Source organism: Olsenella sp. oral taxon 807 (genome assembly GCF_001189515.2).
Classification (GTDB): Bacteria; Actinomycetota; Coriobacteriia; order Coriobacteriales; family Atopobiaceae; genus Olsenella_F.
In genome coordinates, this window is sequence record NZ_CP012069.2 from 2,056,493 (window position 1) to 2,077,129 (window position 20,637).

The window sequence follows — 20,637 nt, forward strand, 5'->3', positions numbered from 1 at the left end:
GCGGCCCTGCGCCACCCCTACCTCGACGTCAGGAGACCCACAAAGGTCTCGGTCGAGAAGTACGCTATCACGACGATGCCGAGCGCAATGCGATACCAGCCAAAGGGCTTGTAGTCATGCTTCTTCACGAACCCCATGAGGAAATGAATAGCGGGAAGGGATACCAGAAACGCGACCAAGCAGCCCACGAGGAGTGTCAGGGCCTCCATGGGCACAAGCATATTGCCCTTGATAAAATACTTGAGCAGACGAAAGACGCTCGCCCCCACCATGACGGGCACGGCAAGATAGAACGTGAACTCGGCGGCCACGGCACGTGTGCAGCCCAAGATGAGACCGCCGATGATCGTGGAGCCCGAGCGCGAGGTACCGGGCACCATGGAGAGCATCTGAAAGAGCCCGATGCCAATAGCCGTCTTCCAGTCCAGCTCCTCTATAGACTGCACGCGGGCATTGCGGTCGACGAAGGCGGTGTCGGTCTCGGCGTCGTCCTTGTCGGAGGCGGCAGCGCCCCTTCTAGCCGAGCCAGCAGCACCACCGGCCATGTGACGGGGAGACTTCGAGGAGTTGGGGCTACTGGAAGCACCCGGAGATTGGATGACGCTCGGAGTGTGAGAGGCGCTGGGAGGACGGGGAACGCTCTGAACCACGGGCTCTATCAGCGCCGGCGACGAGGTCGAGCCCGTCGCGTTGAGGGCCGCTGCCCTCCTCTCACGCGAGGTCTCGATCAGGATGAAGACGATACCATAGGCGATGAGGGCCGCAGCTATCACGAAGGGACCGCCCAGGTGCTCCTCGATCCAGTCGTCAAACGGTATGCCTATGATGGCGGCAGGCAGACAAGCGACGATGATCTTCTTCCAAAGCGACTGGGTAAGACGCCTCTCTTCCTCTGACTTCTCGGCCAAAAAGGGATTGAGCTCATGAAAGAACGTCGCGCAGACGGCGAGAATGGCACCAAGCTGGATGACCACGAGGAACATGTCCCAGAAGGCGTCGGTTACGTCAAGGCTCACGAATCGCCTGAGGAGCAGCATATGGCCCGTAGACGAGATGGGCAGCCATTCGGTAATGCCCTCGACCACGCCGTAGAGGACGACCTTGAGAAGCTCAGACAGGATCACAGGTACCTCCTTGAGGAGTGTCAGCGTGCTGATATGGGCGGGAGACCAGAGCTGGATCGAGTCGAACGGTCACCTGCGGTCCACCATCATGACGCTTGACGACCCCCAAGCCTGCCTTATCAGAAAAAATGCGCAAGCTTCTCGTGCGGGGCCGTTCATCGCGGCCTGCTCGCAGGGTATCCATTCGCACGAGCGCCACCTAAACCAAACCAGCGCAGGCGCAAGACACAGCCCACACTTGCTCAGAAGTCCGGCAGGTACCGGCAAGGGGAAAAGACGCCCCTCCCCTGCCAAAAGCTGCTAGACTACGGGCAAGGACGCTTGGCCCGAGGGATCAACGACCTGTGTATGGAGGCAGACATCATGACTGACTATCAGAGCCTTGGTTACGACAAGATCCTCGTCACGCTCGACGGGACCGAGACCCAGCGAAGGGTGCTCGAGCGCGCCATCATCGTGGCGGCCAACAACCACTCCGAACTCTATATTGGTCACGTGATTGACTCGACGGCGCTCGAGGCGGCAGGGACCTATCCGGCCGAGCTCATCGCGGACCTGGAGAGGGCCTTTCGCGACTCGATCGCAGACGACGTCGCGAAAGTACAAGAGGAGGGAGTCGTCAAGAGCGTCGAGGTCATCGTGAAGGCAGGCCGCATACGCGAGACACTCACAGACGAGATGATCGACGTCATCAACCCCGATCTCATCGTCTGCGGAGCGCGCGGACTCTCGACGATCAAGTATGCGCTGCTCGGCTCGATCTCGGCGTTTTTGACGCGCAACGCCAGCTGCGACACGCTCGTCATCAAGTAACCGGCACTCCCCCAGAGAAGCCACAGGCACGATCGCATACCGGCCGCAGGCGACGACGCAGCTCGCATGACCCTCGCGTCGCAACAGTGTACACAAGTGCCCCAAAACGGCGCCGAGGGGCCATTTTCGCCAATCTGTGTACACTCCTGCGCCACCACGGTCTCGTTCGCACGATCCTCGCGAGGCGCAACAGTGTACACAAACGCCCCAATCCGGCGCGGAGAGGCCCGATCCTCCCATTTGTGTACACTATTGCGATCCCAAGGCCACCCACAACCCAAGCCCACGGCCCAATAGTGTACACAAGTGTCCCGAAACGGCGCCGAGGGACCGTTTTCGCCAATCTGTGTACACTCCTGCGTCGCCGCCTGGCGGTGAGGTCCACGACGCCCTGGCGGTGAGGCCCACGACGCCGCCAAGGCAGTGACGCGACCACCCACCCACACGAACTCACGAAGCCCCAGAAGGCGCGTATGTCTTCATCCCACCATGCGAGCGACCCGTCCAGCGGGGTCTCGGTGGACGGCATGATCCGGGCGGAGCAGCGCTGGTTGCGAAAGGCCGTCGTGGGTGGCAAAAGGTGCCGCTGCCGCTGCGCACTCTTCTCTCCTCAAAAGGAGCATACGGCACAAAGGCCATGCCACAGGGAGTCTTGGAACCCTACAATCAATGGGCGCACATACCAACGAGAGGAACATCCATGCGGGATCTTAAGAGGGACTTTACCACCGCCGACCCGGCGCTCGCGGTCGGGACGCGGCATGCCGGCTTCACCGTGACTTCCGTGGAGCCGCTTGTCGAGCTTACAGGCACCGCCTATATCATGCGCCACGACGCGAGCGGGGCGCGCGCGATGTGGCTTGCCGTAGATGACAGCAATAAGTCCTTTGCCATCGCCTTCAAGACGCCGCCTATCGACGACACGGGCGTCTTCCACATCTTGGAGCATTCGGTCCTCTGCGGCAGCGACCGCTTTCCCGTGAAGGAACCCTTCGTCAACCTCATCAAGACCTCGATGCAGACCTTCCTGAACGCCATGACCTTCCCGGACAAGACCCTATACCCCGTCGCCTCGACCAACACGACCGACCTCGAGAACCTCATGGACGTCTACTTGGACGCCGTCCTGCATCCCGCCATCTACAGGAGGCCTCGCATCTTCGAGCAGGAGGGCTGGCACCTCGAGGAGGCACAAGACGGGAGCCTGTGCTACAACGGCGTCGTCTATAACGAGATGAAAGGCGCTCTCTCCGACCCCGACGAGGTCCTCATGCAGGCTCTCAGCCGCCAGCTCTTCCCGCAGAGCGCCTACAGCTTCGAGTCAGGCGGCAACCCCGCCTCGATCCCCGAGCTCAGCTATGAGCGCTTCCTCGACACCCACAGCCGCCACTACGACCTCGCCAACAGTTACACGATCCTCTATGGCGACCTCGACATCGATCGTGAGCTCGCCTTCGTGGATGAGCGCTTTGCCGGTGCGCCCAAAAGGGAGGGGGCAGGCCCCAACCCGCTCGTCCTCCAGGCAGGCGTGACCCCCGCCCCCAGCCAGGTCACGATGGCGACGACGGCCGACAACGCGGCGGTGGGCATAGGCTACGTGCTGGGCACGGCGGCCGATCGCGAGCGCGTGCTTGCAGCAGACGTGCTGATAGACGCCCTCGCCGGCTCCAACGAGGCACCTCTCAAGCGCAAAGTCCTCGATGCGGAGCTTGCTGACGACTTCAGCGTCACGCTCGTCGACTCCGTCCTGCAGCCCTTGGTCGTCTTCAGGCTCAAGGGGGCAAAGCCGGGTGCCTCCGAGCGCTTCCGTCCCCTCATAGAGGAAGCCTGCGCAGAGCTCGCGTCAAACGGCATCGGACACCAGCGCCTCGTGGCCTCGCTCGCGCAGGCTGAGTTCAATCTACGCGAGGGTGACTGGGGAGGATACGCCGACGGCGTGGCGCTCTCGATGCTCTCGATGGCAAGCTGGCTCTACGACGACGAGAGGCCCGTGGACTACCTGCGTTATCAGGACGCGATCGACCACATGCGCTCCCAGCTGGACATGGGCTACTTTGAGCGCCTGCTCGACGAGCTGGTCGGCAAGAGCCACCACAACGCCCAGATGGAGCTTGTGCCCGTGGAAGCCCCCGGCGAGGCGGACGTACGGGGGGCAGCACGGCTCAGCGAGCTGTACGCAAAGATGACGGAAGACGACCTCACCCGCGTGCGCGAGGAGGTCGAGGCGCTGCGCAAGGAGCAGGAGGCCCCCGACAGGCCCGAGGACCTCGCCAAACTCCCCCGTCTCAGCTCGGCAGACATTGGTCCCGCGCCTGCTGAGGTTTCACCCGCACGGCCAGAGGCCCCTTTACCCTGTCTGTACCACGACCTTCCCACGCACCACATCGACTACGTGTACCACTACTTCGACCTGCGTCGTCTCTCTGCTGATGACCTGCCCTACGCAGGGCTGCTCTGCGAGCTTCTGGGCTCTCTGGACACGGCAACGCACACTGCGGAAGAGCTCGACACCCTCGTGGAGGAGAGGCTCGGTAACCTCAGCTTCTTCCACGACGTCCTGGCAGATGACGATGACCCGCTCTTCGCAGATCCCCTGCTGGTCGTTGGCGCAAGCGCTCTCTCCGAGAACGTCGAGGCCTTGGCGACGCTTCCCTCCGAGGTCTGGGGCTCGACGTCGTTTGCCGATACCGGACGCATCTTCGACCTCCTGCAACAGCGTCGCATCGCCATGGAGCAAGGCTTCGTGAATTCGGGCCACACGGCAGCCGCAGCCCGCCTCTCCACGCAGCTCTCGAACGCCGCAGTCGCGTCTGACAAGCTGGCGGGAGTGGACGCCTACCTCTTCCTCAAAGACCTGCTGGCCCACTGGGACGAGCGGAAGGATGAGCTGGCAGAGAGGCTCACCGACCTTCGCCGGCGCATCTTCACCTTAGACGAGCTGACCGTGAGCTTCACGGGTCCTGCCGAGGATCTCGCGCGCTTCTGGGAGCTTGGCGGGAGGCTGGGTCTTGAGGCCGCCGCAGACGGCAGGGCAGCACACGTGCTCGATCTGGGGAGCCCCACCCCAAAAAACGAGGCCTTCGCCATCCCCTCCCCCGTGAGCTATGTGACCGAGGGAGCGCCGCGCTCCGCTCGCGACACGACGAGCATCGGTGCCTGGCAGGTCGTGAGCCGCATGCTCTCGTTTGACTACCTGTGGAACGAGGTCCGCGTGAAGGGCGGTGCCTATGGTGTGGGCTTCAGGCGCTCGACGACAGGACAGCACGCGTTCTGGTCGTTTCGTGACCCCGCCCTTGACGCGACGCTCATCCGCTACGAGAACGCGGCGGAATGGCTACACACCTGGCAAGAGGACGCAAAGGCGCTTGACGGCTACGTGGTCTCGTGCGTGGCATCCCATGACACGCCGCTCAAGTCACGCCAGAGAGCCCGCAGGCAGGACCACGTCATCCTCGTGGGCAGACCTGCAGACTGGAGGGACCAGGTGCGTGACGAGATCCTGCACGTGAGCGCAGCCGACGTCCGCGCCGCAGGAGCCGTGCTCGCAGACCTGCCCGCTTCCCGCTCCGTCTGTGTGTTTGGGCCTGCTGAGGCCATCGATGCCAGCACCCTTGACCTGCAGGCGTACGACCTCATGGACATGCAGAGCGCTAGCTCTGGCTGACGCCAGGAGTGTGGTGACAGATGGGGGTACGCGATGAGGCAAACGATCGAGCTGCGCGTCTATAGCTCGCGTCACGGCAGGCACATGGATGAGTGGAGTCTCATGCTGGGCGAGAGTCAGCACGAGATGGACCTCATCAAGGTCTACCCCGAGTGTCGACTCCAAAGGATCATCGGCTTTGGCGGCGCCTTCACCGAGGCGAGTGCCCACGTGTTCGCACGAATGCCCGAGGGGGCTCAGGAGCGGCTGCTGCGCGCCTACTTTGGCTCGGACGGCGCACGCTACACGCTATGTCGTGCGCCGATCATGAGCTGCGACTTCTCCCTTAGCCCGTACAGCTACCACCTGCGGCCCCTAGACGCTGGGCTAAGAGGCCTTGACCTCTCGCACGATGATCGAGAGATCATCCCTCTCATCAGGCGCGCGCAGGCGCTGGAGCCCACGCTCGAGCTCATCGCCAGCCCCTGGAGTCCGCCTGCCTACATGAAGACGAACTTCAACCGCAGGCTGGGAGGACGCCTGCGCCGCAGCTTCTACGGGCGCTGGGCCAAGATCATGGCACGCTACGTGGCCCACCTGGCCGAGGCGGGAATACCTGTGACGCGACTCACGATCCAGAACGAGCCCGAGGCTCGCCAGATCTGGGAGTCCTGCATCATGAGCGGGGTGCAGGAGGCCAGCTTCGCGGCCGAGCGTTTGCGTCCCGAGCTCGCGCGCGCAGGTTTTGGTGACGTGAAGCTCCTGGGCTGGGACCACAACAAGCAGCGGACCCTTGAACGGGCGCGCTCAGCCTTCGATGATCCTGCGCACCCAGACGCGCTCGACGGCCTCGCGCTGCACTGGTATTCGGGCGACCACTTCGAGGCGGTTGGGCACGTACGGCAGTGCTGGCCCCACAAGGAGCTCATCGCGTCTGAAGCCTGCGAGGCGTTTGCGGGTACGGGTGCGCGCCTCTCAAGGGAGGACGAGCTTGCGGCGGCCGAGCACTACGCGCATGACATCATGGGCGACCTCAACAGCGGCGTGAGCGCCTGGATAGACTGGAACCTGCTTCTGGATGAGCGGGGAGGTCCAAACCACGTGGGCAACTTCTGCGCGGCGCCGGCGTTCTTCGACACGACGGGGAGACGCTTTGGGGACAGCTGTAAGGATGGCCTACAGCTCACGGACACGCTGGCGTGGATTGCCCACTTCTCACGCTTCATCAGGCCAGGGGCCCATCGCGTGCTCGTCACGCGCTGCGCAGACGACATCGAGGCCACAGCCGCCATGAACACGGACGGCAGCCTGGCGGTCGTGTTGCTCAACCGCCAGGGACAGACGGCCAAGCACACGCTCTGCGTGCATATGGGCGAGCGCGACCTCTGCGGCGACCTGTCGCTCCCGGGGCACACGATCATGACCGTCAGCTGTAAGGGAGGGCTTCTCGGCTACGCTGCCTGACTGCGGAAGGCCGACTGCAGACATCTGACCGTAGATGCAAGGTAGGCTCGGTCGGGCAGACTTCCCAGAGCAAGGGCCCCTCAGATTCTGGGGCACTACGGGCCGGATCCCAACTGGGCAAACGTCCTCATGATAGTACCCCGCAGATTCTGGGGCACTACGGGCCGGATCCCAACTGGGCAAACGTCCTCATGATAGTACCCCGCAGATTCTGGGGCACTATTCACTATCATGAGGACCTCTGCAGGGTCTCCGGCCCCCTGCAGGGGGCCGGAGACAGGCGGGCCGGCTCAGAACTCGGCGTTTCCGACAGTGCGCGGGTGTGGCAGGACGTCACGGATGTTGTCTATGCCCGTAAGGTACATGACCAGGCGCTCGAAGCCCAGGCCGAAACCTGCGTGCGGGCAGCCGCCATAGCGCCTAAGGTCAAGATAGTACCTATACTGCCCCAGGTCCATGCCCAGCTCACGCATGCGCCGCTCGAGCACGTCGAGACGCTCCTCTCGCTGGGAACCCCCTATAATCTCCCCGACGCCGGGCACCAAGCAGTCTGCTGCGGCCACGGTCCTGCCGTCGTCGTTCGCGCGCATGTAGAAGGCCTTGATGTCGGCGGGGTAGTCACTCACGAAGGTGGGTCTCTCGAAGTGCTTCTCGGCAAGGAAGCGCTCGTGCTCGGTCTGCAGGTCGACGCCCCAGCTCACGGGATACTCGAAGTCGGTGCCCGAGGCCTGGGCATCCTCGAGGACCCTGACCGCCTCGCTGTAGGAGACGCGCGCGAAATCGCTCGTCGCCACGTGCCGCAGGCGCTCGAGCAAGCCCTTGTCCACAAAGCGGTTGAGAAAGGCCAGCTCGTCGGCGCAGGCGTCCATCACGTAACCGATAACGTACTTGAGCATCGCCTCGGCCACGTCCATGTCACCCGCAAGGTCACAGAAGGCCATCTCGGGCTCGACCATCCAGAACTCGGCGGCGTGACGGCGGGTGTTGGAGTCCTCGGCGCGGAAGGTGGGGCCAAAGGTATAGACGTCCCCAAAGGCGAGCGCGAAGTTCTCGGCCTGGAGCTGACCCGAGACGGTGAGGTTCGTGGCCCTGCCAAAGAAGTCCTGGCTCCAGTCGACGTGCCCGTCTGGGGTGCGTGGGGGTCTCTCGACGTCGAGGGTCGTCACACGAAACATCTCGCCCGCGCCCTCGGCGTTGGAGGCCGTGATGATGGGCGTGTTCACGTAGACGAAGCCACGCTCCTGAAAGAAGCGATGTATTGCAAAGGCCGCCACACTCCGCACGCGAAAGACGGCACGAAAGAGGTTCGTGCGGCCGCGCAGGTGCTGCTGGGTGCGGAGAAACTCGCGGGTCGCCCGCTTCTTCTGCATGGGGTAGTCGGGCGCAGAGGCCCCCTTTACGTCCACGCGCGCGGCCTGGAGCTCGAAGGGCTGGGGGCGATCGGGCGTGAGGGCGAGCTCTCCTGTGACGACAAGCGCAGTGCCGACACCTTGGGCCACGATGCGCTCGTACTCCGCATCACCAAGCCTCTCCCTGCTGACAATGACCTGCAGATCCTTGAAGCAGCTGCCGTCGTTGAGCATGATGAAACCAAAGTTCTTCATGTCTCGGATGGAGCGGACCCAGCCAGCAACGGTGATCGTGGTCCCTCCCAGCTCGTCCTTATCCGCAAAGAGCGCGGCGATCCTCGTGCGGTCCATGAGCGTCCCTCCCCGTCGCGTGACGACGGCGCGTCACGACGATTGTCTGCCATCTACGGCTACCTATCGTAGCTCATGCGCACGAGCTTTGCCACGAGCTCAACCGCGATTGGCGCGACCCACCCAAGGAGACCCCGTTGAGTGCCAGAGGCAGGTTGCACTGCCCGCTCCACAGCTGCAGGGCGACGCAGGACACCCTGGTCGGCAGCATACGACCCCATCCGCGATGTGACGACGACACGGAAGGCAAGCAGGGGTATACTGTCGGCCATCAGTGCTCAGGTCGAGGTCAAAATGGCTACGACTTCGACCCTTCAAGACGCAGGGGTCACAGACGCCTCGGACAGTGGACCGGTGGCATCCGTGGATGGAATGGAGTGGCCATGGTGTTTCAAAGGGCGTATGTGCAGGCAATGAGACTGGTGCCAGGGTACCGCTGGTGGCGCCCACTTTTGGCCCTCATCCTGGCCGCCGTGTTCATCATCCTCTTCCTCATCCTGTTCCAACTTCCCTTCGTGTTGTATTTCTTGCATATCAGATACAGCGGTGCTCCGGATGCCATTGGCATACAGGAGACGCTCGATGGCCTCGTCGCAGGGGGCTACAAAGGCTTCCTCGCGAGCAACCCCACGAGCATCCTCCTCCTCGAGGGGTCGATCGTCCTGTTGATTCCCGCCATAGCCCTCGCCCTTAGGCTCGCGGGGCTGAGGGGTTTGGGCACGCTATCCTCTGTTGACGGGCATCTGCGCTGGAATCGGCTGGGCAGCTACCTCGTTCCTGCCTTCGGCCTGGTTTTTGCCATCGGCTTTGCGCTACCTTGGGTGCTGCAGCAGGCTGGCAGCGCAACATGGGAGCTGCCGCATCCACGTATCGTGCCTGTGGCGCTCATGGCCATCCTCGTTTTGGTCCCACTGCAGAGCGCTGCGGAGGAATACGCGTTTCGCGGCCTTCTCCAGCAGGTTCCCGGATCATGGATTTCCGCCGTCTGGGTCCCCGTCCTCATACAGTCCCTCCTGTTCGCCGCAGGGCACCGATACAACTTCGCAGGGCAGCTCGGCATCGCCTGCATGGGCCTTGCGATGGGCGTCTTGACCATACGGCTCGGGGGGCTCGAGGCTACGATTGCGTTTCACGTTGCCAACAACCTCCTCTCGCTCTTGTCAAGCTCCCTGTTCACAGACGGTGCCGTCTCCAGCACAGTCGACACCATGGAGCTGCTGGTGTCAGTGGCCATCAGCCTGGTCTACGCGTGGGTGGCGCTCGCCATCGCGAAAAGGCGCGGGTGGCTCGCGTCTGACCCGCCCGACCTGGACGAACAATTCGCGCTCGCCTCTGGACAGCTGGGGCAGGTGACCGACGGCTCCACTGCGCCTCCCGATAGCGGGGAAGGGTTGTCAGGACGTGGCGGGGCCAAGGTCGGCTGGGACGTCTCCCAGCCTCCCCGCAGTCCAGGAATAGCCCCACAGAGCCTTACGACACCGCCGGACCCCTTGGGACGCGAAGACCCCGGCAATGTTCTTGACTCGTCCGCAACAACACAGGACCCTACGCCAGGGCAGTCTTGGGATGATCTTTAGTCAGGAAGTCCTTGTTCGTCACCGTGCCGCCGAGGATAGCCTCGGCGAGCTCTGCCATCTCGTCGATGGCGGCGTGCAAGTCGGCAGAACGGGCGGGGTCAACGTTCTCCATGATGAACATGCAGTGCGGCGTCTCGTCTGACGCCTGGGTACGCTGGCCATCCCTCCAGTTCCAACAGCGACAGACCGCGCCCGCGTCATCGAGGTAGGCGATCTCACCGGGCAGGGTCGGGTCGCTCTCGGTCTCGCCGATGGGCAGGAAGTAGTCCCCGCCCTCGGTCATGGCCAGGCGGAAGTCACCCTCTATGGCATCGATGTTCTCGACACCAATGGGCAGCGCATACTTGAGCGAGATGGCGTTGGAGATGTCGACGGCAGGGTTGATGTGTCTGACGGGGTTGTCCTTCATGACGCGTTTGATGAGGTTCTCGACAGATACGCGGGCACCCTTCTTGGTCTTGAACCGCTTGTAGGCGTCGCGCCATACGGCAACGACCTCGTTCTGGCTGATGGTGTTCGAGCTGATCCACCTCTCGGCGCTGTCGTTGGCGTGGTCCAGAAGGCGTGCGGCCCTCTTGGCAGACTCGTCGGCTATCTGGCTAGCGGGAAGTATCCCATCCACACACACGATGCCGATCTCGACCTTGGGAAAGACCTCCCAGAACGAGTCCTCTATGACAAAGCTCTTCATGCGCTTCCTCCTTGGTGACAACCTGACTCTGCCACGATCCTAACATGTCATCGAACACCCGCTTTGCGCAAGAGGCCAGAGCAAGGGCTACTGCGAGCGACATATGCAACAGCTACCACCCCTGAGCGCTCGACTCATGCATGGCGCACGCCCGGAAGCGGACGATTGACAATATCTGTACTTTCTGTATGCGTCCTCGCGACTGACCGGAAGGTTTGAAGGGAGGAGAGGCGCTCAAAAGGGTAACGAGGTCTCCGATGTACTCTATCCTCGCGAACCCGTTGCCTCCCAACGCCAGCTACGGCTACACTTTTAAGGGTTACGAGTATCAACGCAAGATGACGTTGGAGGTAGGTATGAAGATTTCCCTGATAGAGCCCTTAGGAGTCCCTGTCGAGACAATCGAGCGGCTTGCGGCAAACATCAGGGCCGCAGGGCACGAGTTCGTCCACTTTGAGGACAAGGCCTCTGATGCGAGCGAGCAGCTCAGGAGAGCCGAGGGATCCGAGGTCGTGATGATCGCCAACAGCCCCTTGCCCGCAGACGTCATTAAAGGGATTGGCACCCTGAAAATGATAGCCGTGGCGTTCACGGGCATAGACCACGTTGGTCTTGACGCCTGCAGGGAGCGCGACATCATGGTGTGCAACTGCGCGGGCTACTCCGACACGGCCGTGTCGGAGCTGGCGGTGGGGCTTGCCATCGACGTGCTCCGCAAGGTCAGGCAGGGCGATCACGCCGCCCGTCACGAGTCCACGTCGGCGGGGCTTGTCGGCAGGGAGATCGCGGGAAAGACCGTGGGTATCGTGGGATGCGGCAAGATCGGCACCGCGACCGCCCGTCTCTTCAAGGCCTTCGGGGCACGCGTCCTCGGGTACTCGCGCCATGTCAACCCCGTCGCCGTCTCTGCGGGCGTCGAGTTCACCGCACTGGACACCCTGCTCGGGCAGAGCGACATCGTCTCGATCCACCTACCCCTCAACGAGCAGACACGCAAGAGCTTTGGTGCCTCTCAGATCGCGGCCATGCGGGAGGGAAGCGTGCTTATCAACTGCGCGCGGGGAGCCATTGTAGACAACGATGCACTCGCGGATGCCCTCGCAAGCGGTCATGTGGCCGGGGCCGGTATCGACGTCTTTGACATGGAACCACCGCTTCCTGCTGACTATCCCCTCGTACAAGCGCCGAACCTCATCCTGACCCCACACGTCGGGTTCCTCACCGAGGAGTCCATGGAGAGACGGGCAAAGATAGAGTTCGCCAACGTCGAGGCGTTCTTGAGCGGCACACCGCAAAACGTGTGCGTCCTCTGACGTCCCGCAAAAGACGCTGGCGTCAGAGGCGCAGGTGAATCCGACGGGCAGAGGTCCGACCCCTTCGTGCCCCTGCCCTTGGATCTGTCGGGCATAAGCCGAGGCATTGAGCACTCTTGTAGTTGATCTTTCCCTCCAGACACGCCACCAACAGGGCACAGAAGACATCGGAGTTGACGTTGAGGACGGTGCGGAAGACCCCCATGATCCAGTCGATACCGGCAAAGATGGCGGGCGCGATACCTTCTGCGGGAAGCGCCATCGTGCGGATCACGATTGCCATATACATCAGCGCATGTTAAACTTTTCGATAGGATTTTGTAGATCGTCGAAAGGATACCATGTACTGTCCGGCCTGCGGAGTGGCTCTGCGCGATGGCGCGCGCTTCTGCCCAACATGCGGCGCTCCCGTTCCGACGGGCGTGGCCCCTGGGGGGCAGACGTGGGTACCAAGGCCTCACGCTCCTCAACAGACTCAAGTCACTGCCGCCCCGCGCGCCCAGGCGTCCCCTACCCCAGCAGCAAGCGTCAGCACGCGTGCGGCCCACGCGCCCCTGATCCTTTCCAGACTTTCCGTGCGCAACGAAGCGGTGCTTGAGGTAGTCTGTACACTCGCAATCGCATCTCTCCTAGCCATCTTGACCTTTGCCCCCGGCTTTGTCGTCACCCCCACCTGGGGGAGGCTGGCGTCGGCACGAACGAGCCTCTCCCTCAGCGGTCTGCTTATCCTGCTCTTCTCTGGCTCAGGAACCCAGAACCCCACGATGACCTCGGTCTCAGCCTCAATTCTGATCGCGATCACAACCCTCGGTGCGATCGCAGCTTGGATCGCAACCGGTCTCTTTACGGCCGCAGGACGCCACGAGCGCCCCTCACATGCACTTGCAGTCGCGTTGACGACACTTTCGCTCATCGCGCTACTCGGAACACAGAGTCTGTGGCAACTTGTCTGCCCATGGCTATGTCGCGGTCAGCCCCTTGGACTGGAGCACTTGAGGCTTGATCTGGTAGACAGCCCGAGCTTTCCGCTCACGGCTCCCCTCCTGTCGACAGCGATCAGCGTGATGGCGGTAGAGGCAATCACGCGAAAGAAGGCTATGGCACAGGAGGGGTCACAGCATCCAGATCGTGAGGCCTGCGCTCAATCGGTCCTATGTGCCCTCGGGCTTGCGCTCTGTGTCACCCTGCTCTGCGGAGTCCCCGTCTTGGCTCAGGTAGACAGGGGATCCTCCCTCTCGCTTACCGGACTCGCCCTCATCATCTACACCTGCGCGTCAGGATGGGTGCCGGGCATCGTCGGAGCAGCCATCGTCATCGCGCTGCTGATGCTTACCCTGACGGTCGGGACCATGCAGGTATCACGGATTGCTCGAGATGAGGTGAGTCGCGCAGGCATGGTGGTCACCTGCATCCTCACGACCCTGTTTGCTCTGTCTGTTGTGACGTATGTCTACCTGGCCAACTCCCCTGGCACTGCGCCAGCGCTCTTACCCCTACCGTTTTACCCAAGCATAGCCATGTGGGTCCTACTCGTGACCGTCATGGCTCTCCCCATGGTGACGACGGCTTGGCATTGCGCGTCTATGGGGGCTCGCGCACACACCCGCTCTGGCGATGGAGGCGCACAATGAGCACAGCCACAGATGGGCATCGCCCCACTCCCAGACTCGCCTACATCACCCTGCTCGCCCTGGGGATCGTTTTCACAGTCTTGGGGGTAGTCGGCTACATCACCCAATCGCCCGCGCAGGGGCAGAGCCTCCAAGAAGCTAGGAACCCTAAGAGCGCACAGGTAGACGAGGAGAACGGTACGGTGGCTCCAGAGGCAGACGCGCCCGCATCTGACACGTTGGAGGACGCACGAAACCAGTGGTATGCGGAGGCCTACTTTCCCTCCAAGGTCAATGATCACTTTGAGGCCGCCGATGCCCTCGCCATCATCAGGCTCACAATAGGCAGTAAGGTTAACATCAGGGAGGAGGCTGACCTCGAGACCGAGGAATTACACCACTATCGCTTCAGCCAAACCTATGAGGGATTAGACGTACATGCCAGAGGCGTGACGCTCACCGTCGCCAAGGACGGTACAGTCATTGGAGCCTCCTCGAATCTCGTAGACGTCCAGGATGTGCCGACGAAGGAGAAGGTCGAGCGCCCCGCTGCCGAAAAAACAGCGCTTGAGCATGTTGCACAGCTATCGGGGCAGCCAAAGGAGGACCTGCGAGCAAGCGGCTCAAAGCTGCTCGTCTACAGCATAGAGACAGAACCGACCCTCAGCTGGCGGTTCATGGTTGAGACGCCCTCAGGTGACTTCGAGACCTTCGTGGACGCCCAGAGCGGCACGGTCATCGCATCACTCAGCACGAAGACGAATGCACAGTCGGAACGTGTCAATGCCACGGGGCAACGGGGCACCACCTACACCCTCGACATCACGGACAACAAGGAGGCATCCAACCTCGATGACAGCGAGCGCAGGATCTCTGTATACACGCTGGGATGGAAGCCCGACATCGACTCGGAGCGCTCAAAGAGCAAGATCGCGACCACATCCTGTATGTCTGGCGTCGATGCCTTGGGCAACCTCGCGGCAACCTACGACTTTTATATGAACTACCTGGGATGGAAGGGCTATGACGGTAGGAATTCCCAACTGAAGGCCTACGTGGAAGCGACAGATACTGAGATGGGCGACAATGCGTACTGGGACAGGGAGAAGAACATCATAGTGTTCACTAGCAGAGAGGACCAAGCCCTCCAGCATTCGTCAGGACTTGACATCGTCGCACATGAATATACACATGCCGTCACGCAGTATACCTGCAAGCTCACCGGAGGGAAGACCTCCGCATCTGCCGCCGTCGACGAGGCACTTTCCGACATACTCGGCGAGGCTACCGAGAAGGCGGTCACCGGAACGTGTGACTGGATGATAGCAGCCGGCTCACAGGTCAGTGGAGGCACGATACGCCACTTCGATAACGATCAGCACTACACGAAGGGTGCTGAATGCCATACCAACGCCCTCGTCATCGATCGTATCGCCTATCACATCGGCAACGGCCAAGACAACGTGAGGGGCCATACCAAGGAGCAGACCCGCCTCTTTGACGCCAGCGACCCCCATGACAAGCGTGGGCTCAAGACATACGCACGACTTTGGCACAATGTCCAACGCATGTTGACCCCAACCTCAACTCTCAGACACCTCAGCAGCGTGACCTGCGAGATGGCCAGGCATATGCGCGATGCTGGGGAGCTCAGCGAGGCACAGTACGATGGGGTCGTGGCTGCCTTCACCCAAGAGGGACTCGCGCCCCTTATAAAGAGACCAAGGTCAGCGGCAGAGGGAGAGACAGGCTCGGCGACCGCCCTCGTCTTCGACGTGTCGGGCTCGATGTCCGGGCAGGCTGAGCAGGCCAACCAGAACAAGGGGGCCGACCAGAGCACAGGAAGGGCGACCAAGCTCGACGTCGCCAAGCAGGCTGGTAACGAGCTCGTGAGTCGGGTGGAGAAGATGGACGGCAGGTACCAGAAGCAATTCCTGCTCGGCATCGCCTCATTTGCGCAGAAGGCCAAGAACCTTGCGTTGCCCACGTCCGACCTCAGTATAATCAGGACCGCCATCGAGGGACTCGAAGCGGGCGGCGGAACAAACATCAAAGATGGAATCGAGAAGGGTATCGACCAGGTCAAGAGCTACGACGGTCATCGTGCCATCCTCCTGCTCTCCGACGGCGAGGACACGGCAGGGAACTCCGACAGCGAGATCCTAGCCACGGCAGCCGAGGCAAAGCGAAACGAGATCGTGATATACACGATAGGTCTCGGCGCAGATGACAGCGACCTCGATGGTGAACTACTCCAAGACATCGCCGAGGAGACTGGCGGCACCTACCTCAGGGCCGATCCGAATGACGTGATCTCGCTCATCGCCGGCTTTCTTCATGCCCAGGCGGATACCACGGGAGATATCCTGAGTGAACAGAAGGGGACGCTCTCAAAAGGGCAGACGAGTGATGCGGAGCACTTTGAGATTACCGACAAAGCCGGTGATCTTGACGCACTGCTCTATTGGCCGGGATCGCAGATGCAAACCATACTCGTTGACCCGACAGGAAGGACGGTCAACGAGGGCTACCACGGAGCTGAGCTTGACACCCAAACCATCCCCTCTGAGATCACCATCAAGGACCCCTTGCCGGGTATCTGGAGCGTGCAGGTTCACGCCGAGGAAACCTCACAAGACAACGAACCCTACTACTCGCTGGTCTCCTTCCAGGAAGTCGATGGGCCGGCCACTCGTCCGCTTTCCGCGATCGCACGAGCCAGCGCGATCGCTCTGCCAGTTGGTTGCATCCTTGTGGTAGTGTCATTGACGCTGCTGATCACCGGCTCGGGCAGACGGCAGACGAGCGGGGCAGCGGTGACGTAAGCCTTCCTTCTGGTACGGACCAACGAGCACGAGACGCAGGTGCACATGGACGCTGACGACACGAACAGGGGCGCGAACGCAGACAAGGGCGCGTATCGCATCGAACACGACTCCATGGGGGAGGTACGCGTCCCCCAAGACACGCCCTGGGGCGCCCAGACCCAACGCTCCCTCGAGAACTTTCGCATAGGCACAGAGACCCTACCTCGAGGCATGGTGCGTGCCCTCACCCTCGTGAAGAAGGCCGCCGCCCAGGCCAACGTCGAGCTGGGCGTGCTGGACAGGCAGCTGGGGACCCTCATCGAGGAGGCTGCCGACGAGGTGCTCGCAGGTCTGCACCCAGGCGCCTTCCCCCTCAGGGTGTGGCAGACGGGCTCGGGCACGCAATCGAACATGAACGTGAACGAGGTCCTCGCACACGTCGCCAACGGTCTCGCCACAAGGCATGGCGTTTCGCTCGCACGCCCCGTCCACCCCAACGACCACGTCAACTGCAGCCAGAGCTCAAATGACGTCTTTCCCACCGCACTCCACGTTGCGGCCACACTCGCGATCACAGAGGAGCTCCTGCCTTCGGCCCACAAGCTCGCCTCAACCCTCAGACAGCTCGAGGAAAAGAACGAAGGCATTATCAAGTGCGGGCGCACCCACCTGCAAGACGCGGTGCCCATCGCCTTCTCGCAGGAGATCAGCGGCTGGAGGAGCCTCGTGGAGACCCCCTGCGAACAGCTTGAGGCGACACTGGAGGGGCTTGGGCGACTCGCGCTCGGCGGCACCGCCGTCGGCACCGGTCTCAACGCCCCCGCAGACTTCGACAGCCTCGCGGCAGAGAGGCTCTCTGCGCTCACGAGCCACAGCTTTAGGCCCGCCCCCAACAAGTTTCACGCCCTCACGTCCAAGGACGCCGTCGTGTTCGCGCACGGGGCTGTGAAGGCCCTCGCCTGCAACATGATGAAGGTGGCCAACGACGTGCGCTGGCTTGCCTCGGGTCCCCGTCTGGGCCTTGGGGAGATCAGGATTCCCGCCAACGAGCCCGGGAGCTCCATCATGCCCGGCAAGGTGAATCCCACCCAATGCGAAGCCGTGACAATGGTCGCCGTCCAGGTCATGGGAAACGACGCTGCCATCGGCATCGCGGCCAGCCAAGGCAACTTTGAGCTCAACGTCTTCATGCCCGTGATCGCCTACGACTTCTTGCAAAGCGTACGGCTCCTCGCTGATGCCGTCTCGAGCTTCGACGCCCACTGCGTACGCGGCATCGTCGCCAACAGGGAGCGGATGGAAGCCAACCTACGAAACTCCCTCATGCTCGTGACCTGCCTAAGTCCCCACATAGGCTACGAGCGAGCCGCCAAGGTAGCCCAAAGCGCCTTCGCTGGTGGCACGAGCCTGCGCGAGGCCTGTGTCTCCCTTGGCTTTTTGAGCGGTGAGGCGTTCGACGCGATATGCAAGCCGCAGGAGATGGTCTAACCACAGCCAGGGCCGCGAGCTTGGGGCCAGGAACACGCATGGCAGTTAGCCTCATGCGGTTCTACGCGGTCTTCACAAAGAGCAGGTCACGCGCGCGACCATGTTGATCCTCCTATATAATGCTGTGTTCACAGCAACTGACGTTTCGCAATCGAGGGGATTGGCATGCAAGAGCACACCTTTGGGTCTGCGATGGTCATGCCAGCTCAGGGGACGGCGATCTAAGGTGGCGAAGCGCGTGGGTAGCGCGCGCCGCCAGACGAGTGCGAAGACTTCATCTGGCGGCCAACGAAAAAAGCCATCATCGCCATCTCGGCGCGGTAGCCTGCGCTTGGGTCGCTCATCTAGCTCACGCCTCGCAGACCCAAAGAAGGCCAAGGGCAGGCGTGCCCGGCCTCGCCAGACCCCAAGCACCACCGCGATGCAGCGGATGCCAACGGAGCGAAGGAAACATCTGCCCCTCGCACGCCTGCTGACCGTGCTGGGACTCATCATCGTCACCCTGATCACCCTCAAACTCACCGCATTCAGGGACGAGGGCAGCGCCAGCGAAGGCTCGGGCACCCCCTCACTCAAGGGCAAGTCAATGGCAATCGCCGACACGACCACAATGAACCTCTCGCCATACGCGTGGGGAAGTCTCAGCACACAGAATGGCTACCTTGCCTACATCAAGAACGGTGAGCTCCTCTCGAAGCTGGGCGTTGACGTATCGGAACACAACGGCGAGATCGACTGGAGCAGGGTCAAGGGCGCAGGCGTGCAGTTTGCCTACATCCGCGTGGGGTACCGTGGCTCGCATGCGGGAAACGTTGTGGCAGACGCGCGGTTTGCTGAAAACATCGTAGCCGCCAGGCAAGCAGGACTCGCAGTGGGCGTTTACTTTTTCTCGCAGGCAAAGACCGAGGAGGAGGCGCGCGAGGAGGCGGACTTCGCCGCCAAGCGGCTTGCGGGCAGCAACGTCGAGTATCCCATCGCCTTTGACATGGAGCCAGATGCAGAGGGTGCCGACCGTATCAGCAAGCTCTCGGGCCGCGAGCTCACCGCCATCGCGACGGCCTTCTGCGAGCAGTGCGAGAAAAACGGTTACCATGCCATCGTCTACGGCAACCGCTACGACTTGTCGCAGTACGACCTCAAGCGGCTTGCCGGCTATGGCTTCTGGTACGCCGAATATGGTTCAAAGCCCACGAGCAGCCTGCGCTTTGGCATGTGGCAGTACACCAAGACGGGCAATGTCGACGGCATCGAGCGTGAGGTCGACATCGATCTGGATCTCACGGACGCGCTCGCAAGGGAGGACGAGGGTAAGCCTGCCTCCTAGCATGTGGTTTTCGTGGCTCGTATGATGGCCTGACACGGAATGCCCACTCCGCACCTGCAGTGATCGACCTGTCGTACCTGTCCTCGCAGGGATCGCAGGGATCTTGGCGCGTAGCGCCCCAAAAGCTGCTGGACGCTACGCGTCAAAGGCACCTGGCCGGTCCGGCGACAAGCCTACAGCAGGCCAAGCCTCACGCAGGCGTTGTAGATGCCGTCGTGCTCGACGTCATCGGTCACGTAGTCGGCCTGCTCCTTGACGTCATCGTTGCCGTTGCCCATGGCGACCGACGTCCCCACGACGCCAAACATCGAGAGATCGTTGCCACCATCCCCAAAGGCCACCGCGCTTTCGGAGGCGATCCCATAGCGTTTGAGCATGCGGCGCACCGCCGTGTGCTTGCCACCGTGGCGTGGAAAGACGTCAACGAAGTGCTCGGACCAACGGGTGAGCTTGACGTGTTTGGTCGCGTTGGTGAGGATGTCCGTGTTGCCGGGGGTGATGTAGGCGTTCAGCTGGTAGATGTCGTTATCGAGCGCCTGGGCGACATCAGCCACGGGAAGGGTCGTACCCGCAATCTTTTCGATGGCGCGTACGTGCTCATCATAGCCGCTCACGTAGCATCGGTTCTTCTCCATGAACGTACAATTGTAGAGACCCTGCCTGACTTGGTCTACGACCGTGGCCACATCGTCCTTGTCGAGACACTCGTCGAAGAAGACCTCGTCGCGCGTGAGGCAGAGCTGTCCGTTGAAGAGAATGAAGGCCTCGAGGTTGTCGATGGAGATCTCGTCGAGTTGGTAGGGAGGCCGTCCTGTCGCCAGAAAGCACTTGACCCCCTTCTTCTTGAGCTCAGAGAGGGCCATGAGGGCCGTCTCGGGAACGCGGTGGGTCTTGAAGGACAGCAACGTACCATCAACGTCGAAGAAGATAGCCTTGATCGTGCTGGGTGTATTCCAAATAGCCATGAGACTTCCTTAGGTCTTTGTGTCATGAATCCGAGCGAGGGGCGCCTCGGATACCGTCTGCGGCCGCATGGCCGCCTCTTGCCAATTCTATCGCACTGAGAGTACCCGTACGGTCATT

Annotated in this window: 15 protein-coding genes; 9 read left to right on the forward strand and 6 right to left on the reverse strand. The window is 62.0% G+C overall.

Translation table 11 applies throughout. The features are described from left to right. Positions 1 to 17: 17 nt before the first annotated feature. Positions 18 to 1,124 carry an undecaprenyl-diphosphate phosphatase gene (locus tag ADJ70_RS08735; RefSeq protein WP_050340777.1) on the reverse strand — a complete coding sequence of 369 codons (1,107 nt, stop codon included), beginning with the start codon at positions 1,122 to 1,124 and terminating at the stop codon, positions 18 to 20. A 363-nt stretch (positions 1,125 to 1,487) separates the two neighbouring features. Here ADJ70_RS08735 and ADJ70_RS08740 point away from each other — a divergent pair, with 363 nt between their 5' ends. The 3 genes from ADJ70_RS08740 to ADJ70_RS08750 all read left to right on the forward strand — a co-directional run bounded on the left by ADJ70_RS08740 (position 1,488) and on the right by ADJ70_RS08750 (position 7,044). Then, a complete protein-coding gene (locus ADJ70_RS08740; protein ID WP_157051471.1) occupies positions 1,488 to 1,937 on the forward strand; it encodes a universal stress protein in 450 nt (149 codons plus the stop codon). Positions 1,938 to 2,637: 700 nt separating this feature from the next. Beyond that, positions 2,638 to 5,601, forward strand: coding sequence for an insulinase family protein (locus tag ADJ70_RS08745; protein ID WP_083443916.1), 2,964 nt, complete (start codon positions 2,638 to 2,640; stop codon positions 5,599 to 5,601). 33 nt (positions 5,602 to 5,634) lie between these two features. Continuing rightward, positions 5,635 to 7,044: a glycoside hydrolase family 30 beta sandwich domain-containing protein gene (locus ADJ70_RS08750; protein ID WP_050340779.1), complete on the forward strand. Its 1,410-nt coding sequence runs from the start codon at positions 5,635 to 5,637 to the stop codon at positions 7,042 to 7,044. A 290-nt stretch (positions 7,045 to 7,334) separates the two neighbouring features. Here the strand turns inward: ADJ70_RS08750 and asnS are convergent, their stop codons facing one another. Continuing rightward, complete coding sequence (asnS, locus tag ADJ70_RS08755; protein WP_050340780.1) at positions 7,335 to 8,744, reverse strand: asparagine--tRNA ligase; 1,410 nt, start codon at positions 8,742 to 8,744, stop codon at positions 7,335 to 7,337. Positions 8,745 to 9,127: 383 nt separating this feature from the next. On the opposite strand from asnS, the gene ADJ70_RS08765 reads away from it, so the two are divergent. Then, positions 9,128 to 10,321, forward strand: a complete 1,194-nt coding sequence (locus tag ADJ70_RS08765) for a CPBP family intramembrane glutamic endopeptidase (RefSeq protein WP_050340782.1) — start codon at positions 9,128 to 9,130, stop codon at positions 10,319 to 10,321. On the opposite strand, the gene ADJ70_RS08770 is transcribed toward ADJ70_RS08765, so the two are convergent. Next, complete coding sequence (locus ADJ70_RS08770; protein ID WP_050340783.1) at positions 10,290 to 11,012, reverse strand: B3/4 domain-containing protein; 723 nt, start codon at positions 11,010 to 11,012, stop codon at positions 10,290 to 10,292. The two genes, ADJ70_RS08765 and ADJ70_RS08770, sit on opposite strands and share 32 nt — an antisense overlap. A gap of 257 nt (positions 11,013 to 11,269) precedes the next feature. Between ADJ70_RS08770 and ADJ70_RS08775 the strand changes: the two genes are divergently transcribed. Next, positions 11,270 to 12,325 (forward strand): 2-hydroxyacid dehydrogenase, encoded by a 1,056-nt coding sequence (locus tag ADJ70_RS08775; RefSeq protein WP_253273155.1) that lies wholly within the window; start codon positions 11,270 to 11,272, stop codon positions 12,323 to 12,325. A 22-nt stretch (positions 12,326 to 12,347) separates the two neighbouring features. On the opposite strand, the gene ADJ70_RS08780 is transcribed toward ADJ70_RS08775, so the two are convergent. Both ADJ70_RS08780 and ADJ70_RS15340 read right to left on the reverse strand, forming a co-directional pair. Then, positions 12,348 to 12,608, reverse strand: a complete 261-nt coding sequence (locus ADJ70_RS08780) for a cation:dicarboxylate symporter family transporter (RefSeq protein ID WP_172674472.1) — start codon at positions 12,606 to 12,608, stop codon at positions 12,348 to 12,350. A gap of 192 nt (positions 12,609 to 12,800) precedes the next feature. Continuing rightward, positions 12,801 to 13,127: a hypothetical protein gene (locus tag ADJ70_RS15340; RefSeq protein WP_050340785.1), complete on the reverse strand. Its 327-nt coding sequence runs from the start codon at positions 13,125 to 13,127 to the stop codon at positions 12,801 to 12,803. Between the two features lie 190 nt (positions 13,128 to 13,317). Between ADJ70_RS15340 and ADJ70_RS15345 the strand changes: the two genes are divergently transcribed. From ADJ70_RS15345 to ADJ70_RS08805, 4 genes are all read left to right on the forward strand, one after another. After that, complete coding sequence (locus tag ADJ70_RS15345; protein WP_253273156.1) at positions 13,318 to 13,956, forward strand: hypothetical protein; 639 nt, start codon at positions 13,318 to 13,320, stop codon at positions 13,954 to 13,956. Then, positions 13,953 to 16,760 (forward strand): VWA domain-containing protein, encoded by a 2,808-nt coding sequence (locus ADJ70_RS08795; protein WP_050340787.1) that lies wholly within the window; start codon positions 13,953 to 13,955, stop codon positions 16,758 to 16,760. Before ADJ70_RS15345 ends, ADJ70_RS08795 begins: the two co-directional genes overlap by 4 nt. A 45-nt stretch (positions 16,761 to 16,805) precedes the next feature. Continuing rightward, complete coding sequence (gene fumC / locus ADJ70_RS08800) at positions 16,806 to 18,230, forward strand: class II fumarate hydratase (protein ID WP_050340788.1); 1,425 nt, start codon at positions 16,806 to 16,808, stop codon at positions 18,228 to 18,230. A gap of 430 nt (positions 18,231 to 18,660) precedes the next feature. Beyond that, the gene (locus ADJ70_RS08805) at positions 18,661 to 19,554 is read left to right on the forward strand and encodes a glycoside hydrolase family 25 protein (RefSeq protein WP_050340789.1); all 894 of its coding nucleotides are present in this window, start codon (positions 18,661 to 18,663) and stop codon (positions 19,552 to 19,554) included. Positions 19,555 to 19,727: 173 nt separating this feature from the next. Here ADJ70_RS08805 and ADJ70_RS08810 read toward each other — a convergent pair whose 3' ends face one another. Beyond that, on the reverse strand, positions 19,728 to 20,519 hold the full coding sequence (locus ADJ70_RS08810; protein WP_050340790.1) for a Cof-type HAD-IIB family hydrolase: 792 nt from the start codon (positions 20,517 to 20,519) through the stop codon (positions 19,728 to 19,730). Positions 20,520 to 20,637 lie beyond the last annotated feature (118 nt).

Bases quoted from the DNA above. Each gene is read 5' to 3' on its own strand.
- ADJ70_RS08775 (WP_253273155.1), top strand. From the start codon at position 11,270: ATGTACTCTATCCTCGCGAACCCGTTGCCTCCCAACGCCAGCTACGGC.
- ADJ70_RS08795 (WP_050340787.1), top strand. From the start codon at position 13,953: ATGAGCACAGCCACAGATGGGCATCGCCCCACTCCCAGACTCGCCTAC.
- ADJ70_RS08810 (WP_050340790.1), bottom strand. From the start codon at position 20,519: ATGGCTATTTGGAATACACCCAGCACGATCAAGGCTATCTTCTTCGAC.
- ADJ70_RS08740 (WP_157051471.1), top strand. From the start codon at position 1,488: ATGACTGACTATCAGAGCCTTGGTTACGACAAGATCCTCGTCACGCTC.
- ADJ70_RS08770 (WP_050340783.1), bottom strand. From the start codon at position 11,012: ATGAAGAGCTTTGTCATAGAGGACTCGTTCTGGGAGGTCTTTCCCAAG.
- ADJ70_RS08805 (WP_050340789.1), top strand. From the start codon at position 18,661: ATGCCAACGGAGCGAAGGAAACATCTGCCCCTCGCACGCCTGCTGACC.
- ADJ70_RS08780 (WP_172674472.1), bottom strand. From the start codon at position 12,608: ATGGCAATCGTGATCCGCACGATGGCGCTTCCCGCAGAAGGTATCGCG.
- ADJ70_RS08750 (WP_050340779.1), top strand. From the start codon at position 5,635: ATGAGGCAAACGATCGAGCTGCGCGTCTATAGCTCGCGTCACGGCAGG.
- fumC (WP_050340788.1), top strand. From the start codon at position 16,806: ATGGACGCTGACGACACGAACAGGGGCGCGAACGCAGACAAGGGCGCG.
- ADJ70_RS08765 (WP_050340782.1), top strand. From the start codon at position 9,128: ATGGTGTTTCAAAGGGCGTATGTGCAGGCAATGAGACTGGTGCCAGGG.
- ADJ70_RS08745 (WP_083443916.1), top strand. From the start codon at position 2,638: ATGCGGGATCTTAAGAGGGACTTTACCACCGCCGACCCGGCGCTCGCG.
- asnS (WP_050340780.1), bottom strand. From the start codon at position 8,744: ATGGACCGCACGAGGATCGCCGCGCTCTTTGCGGATAAGGACGAGCTG.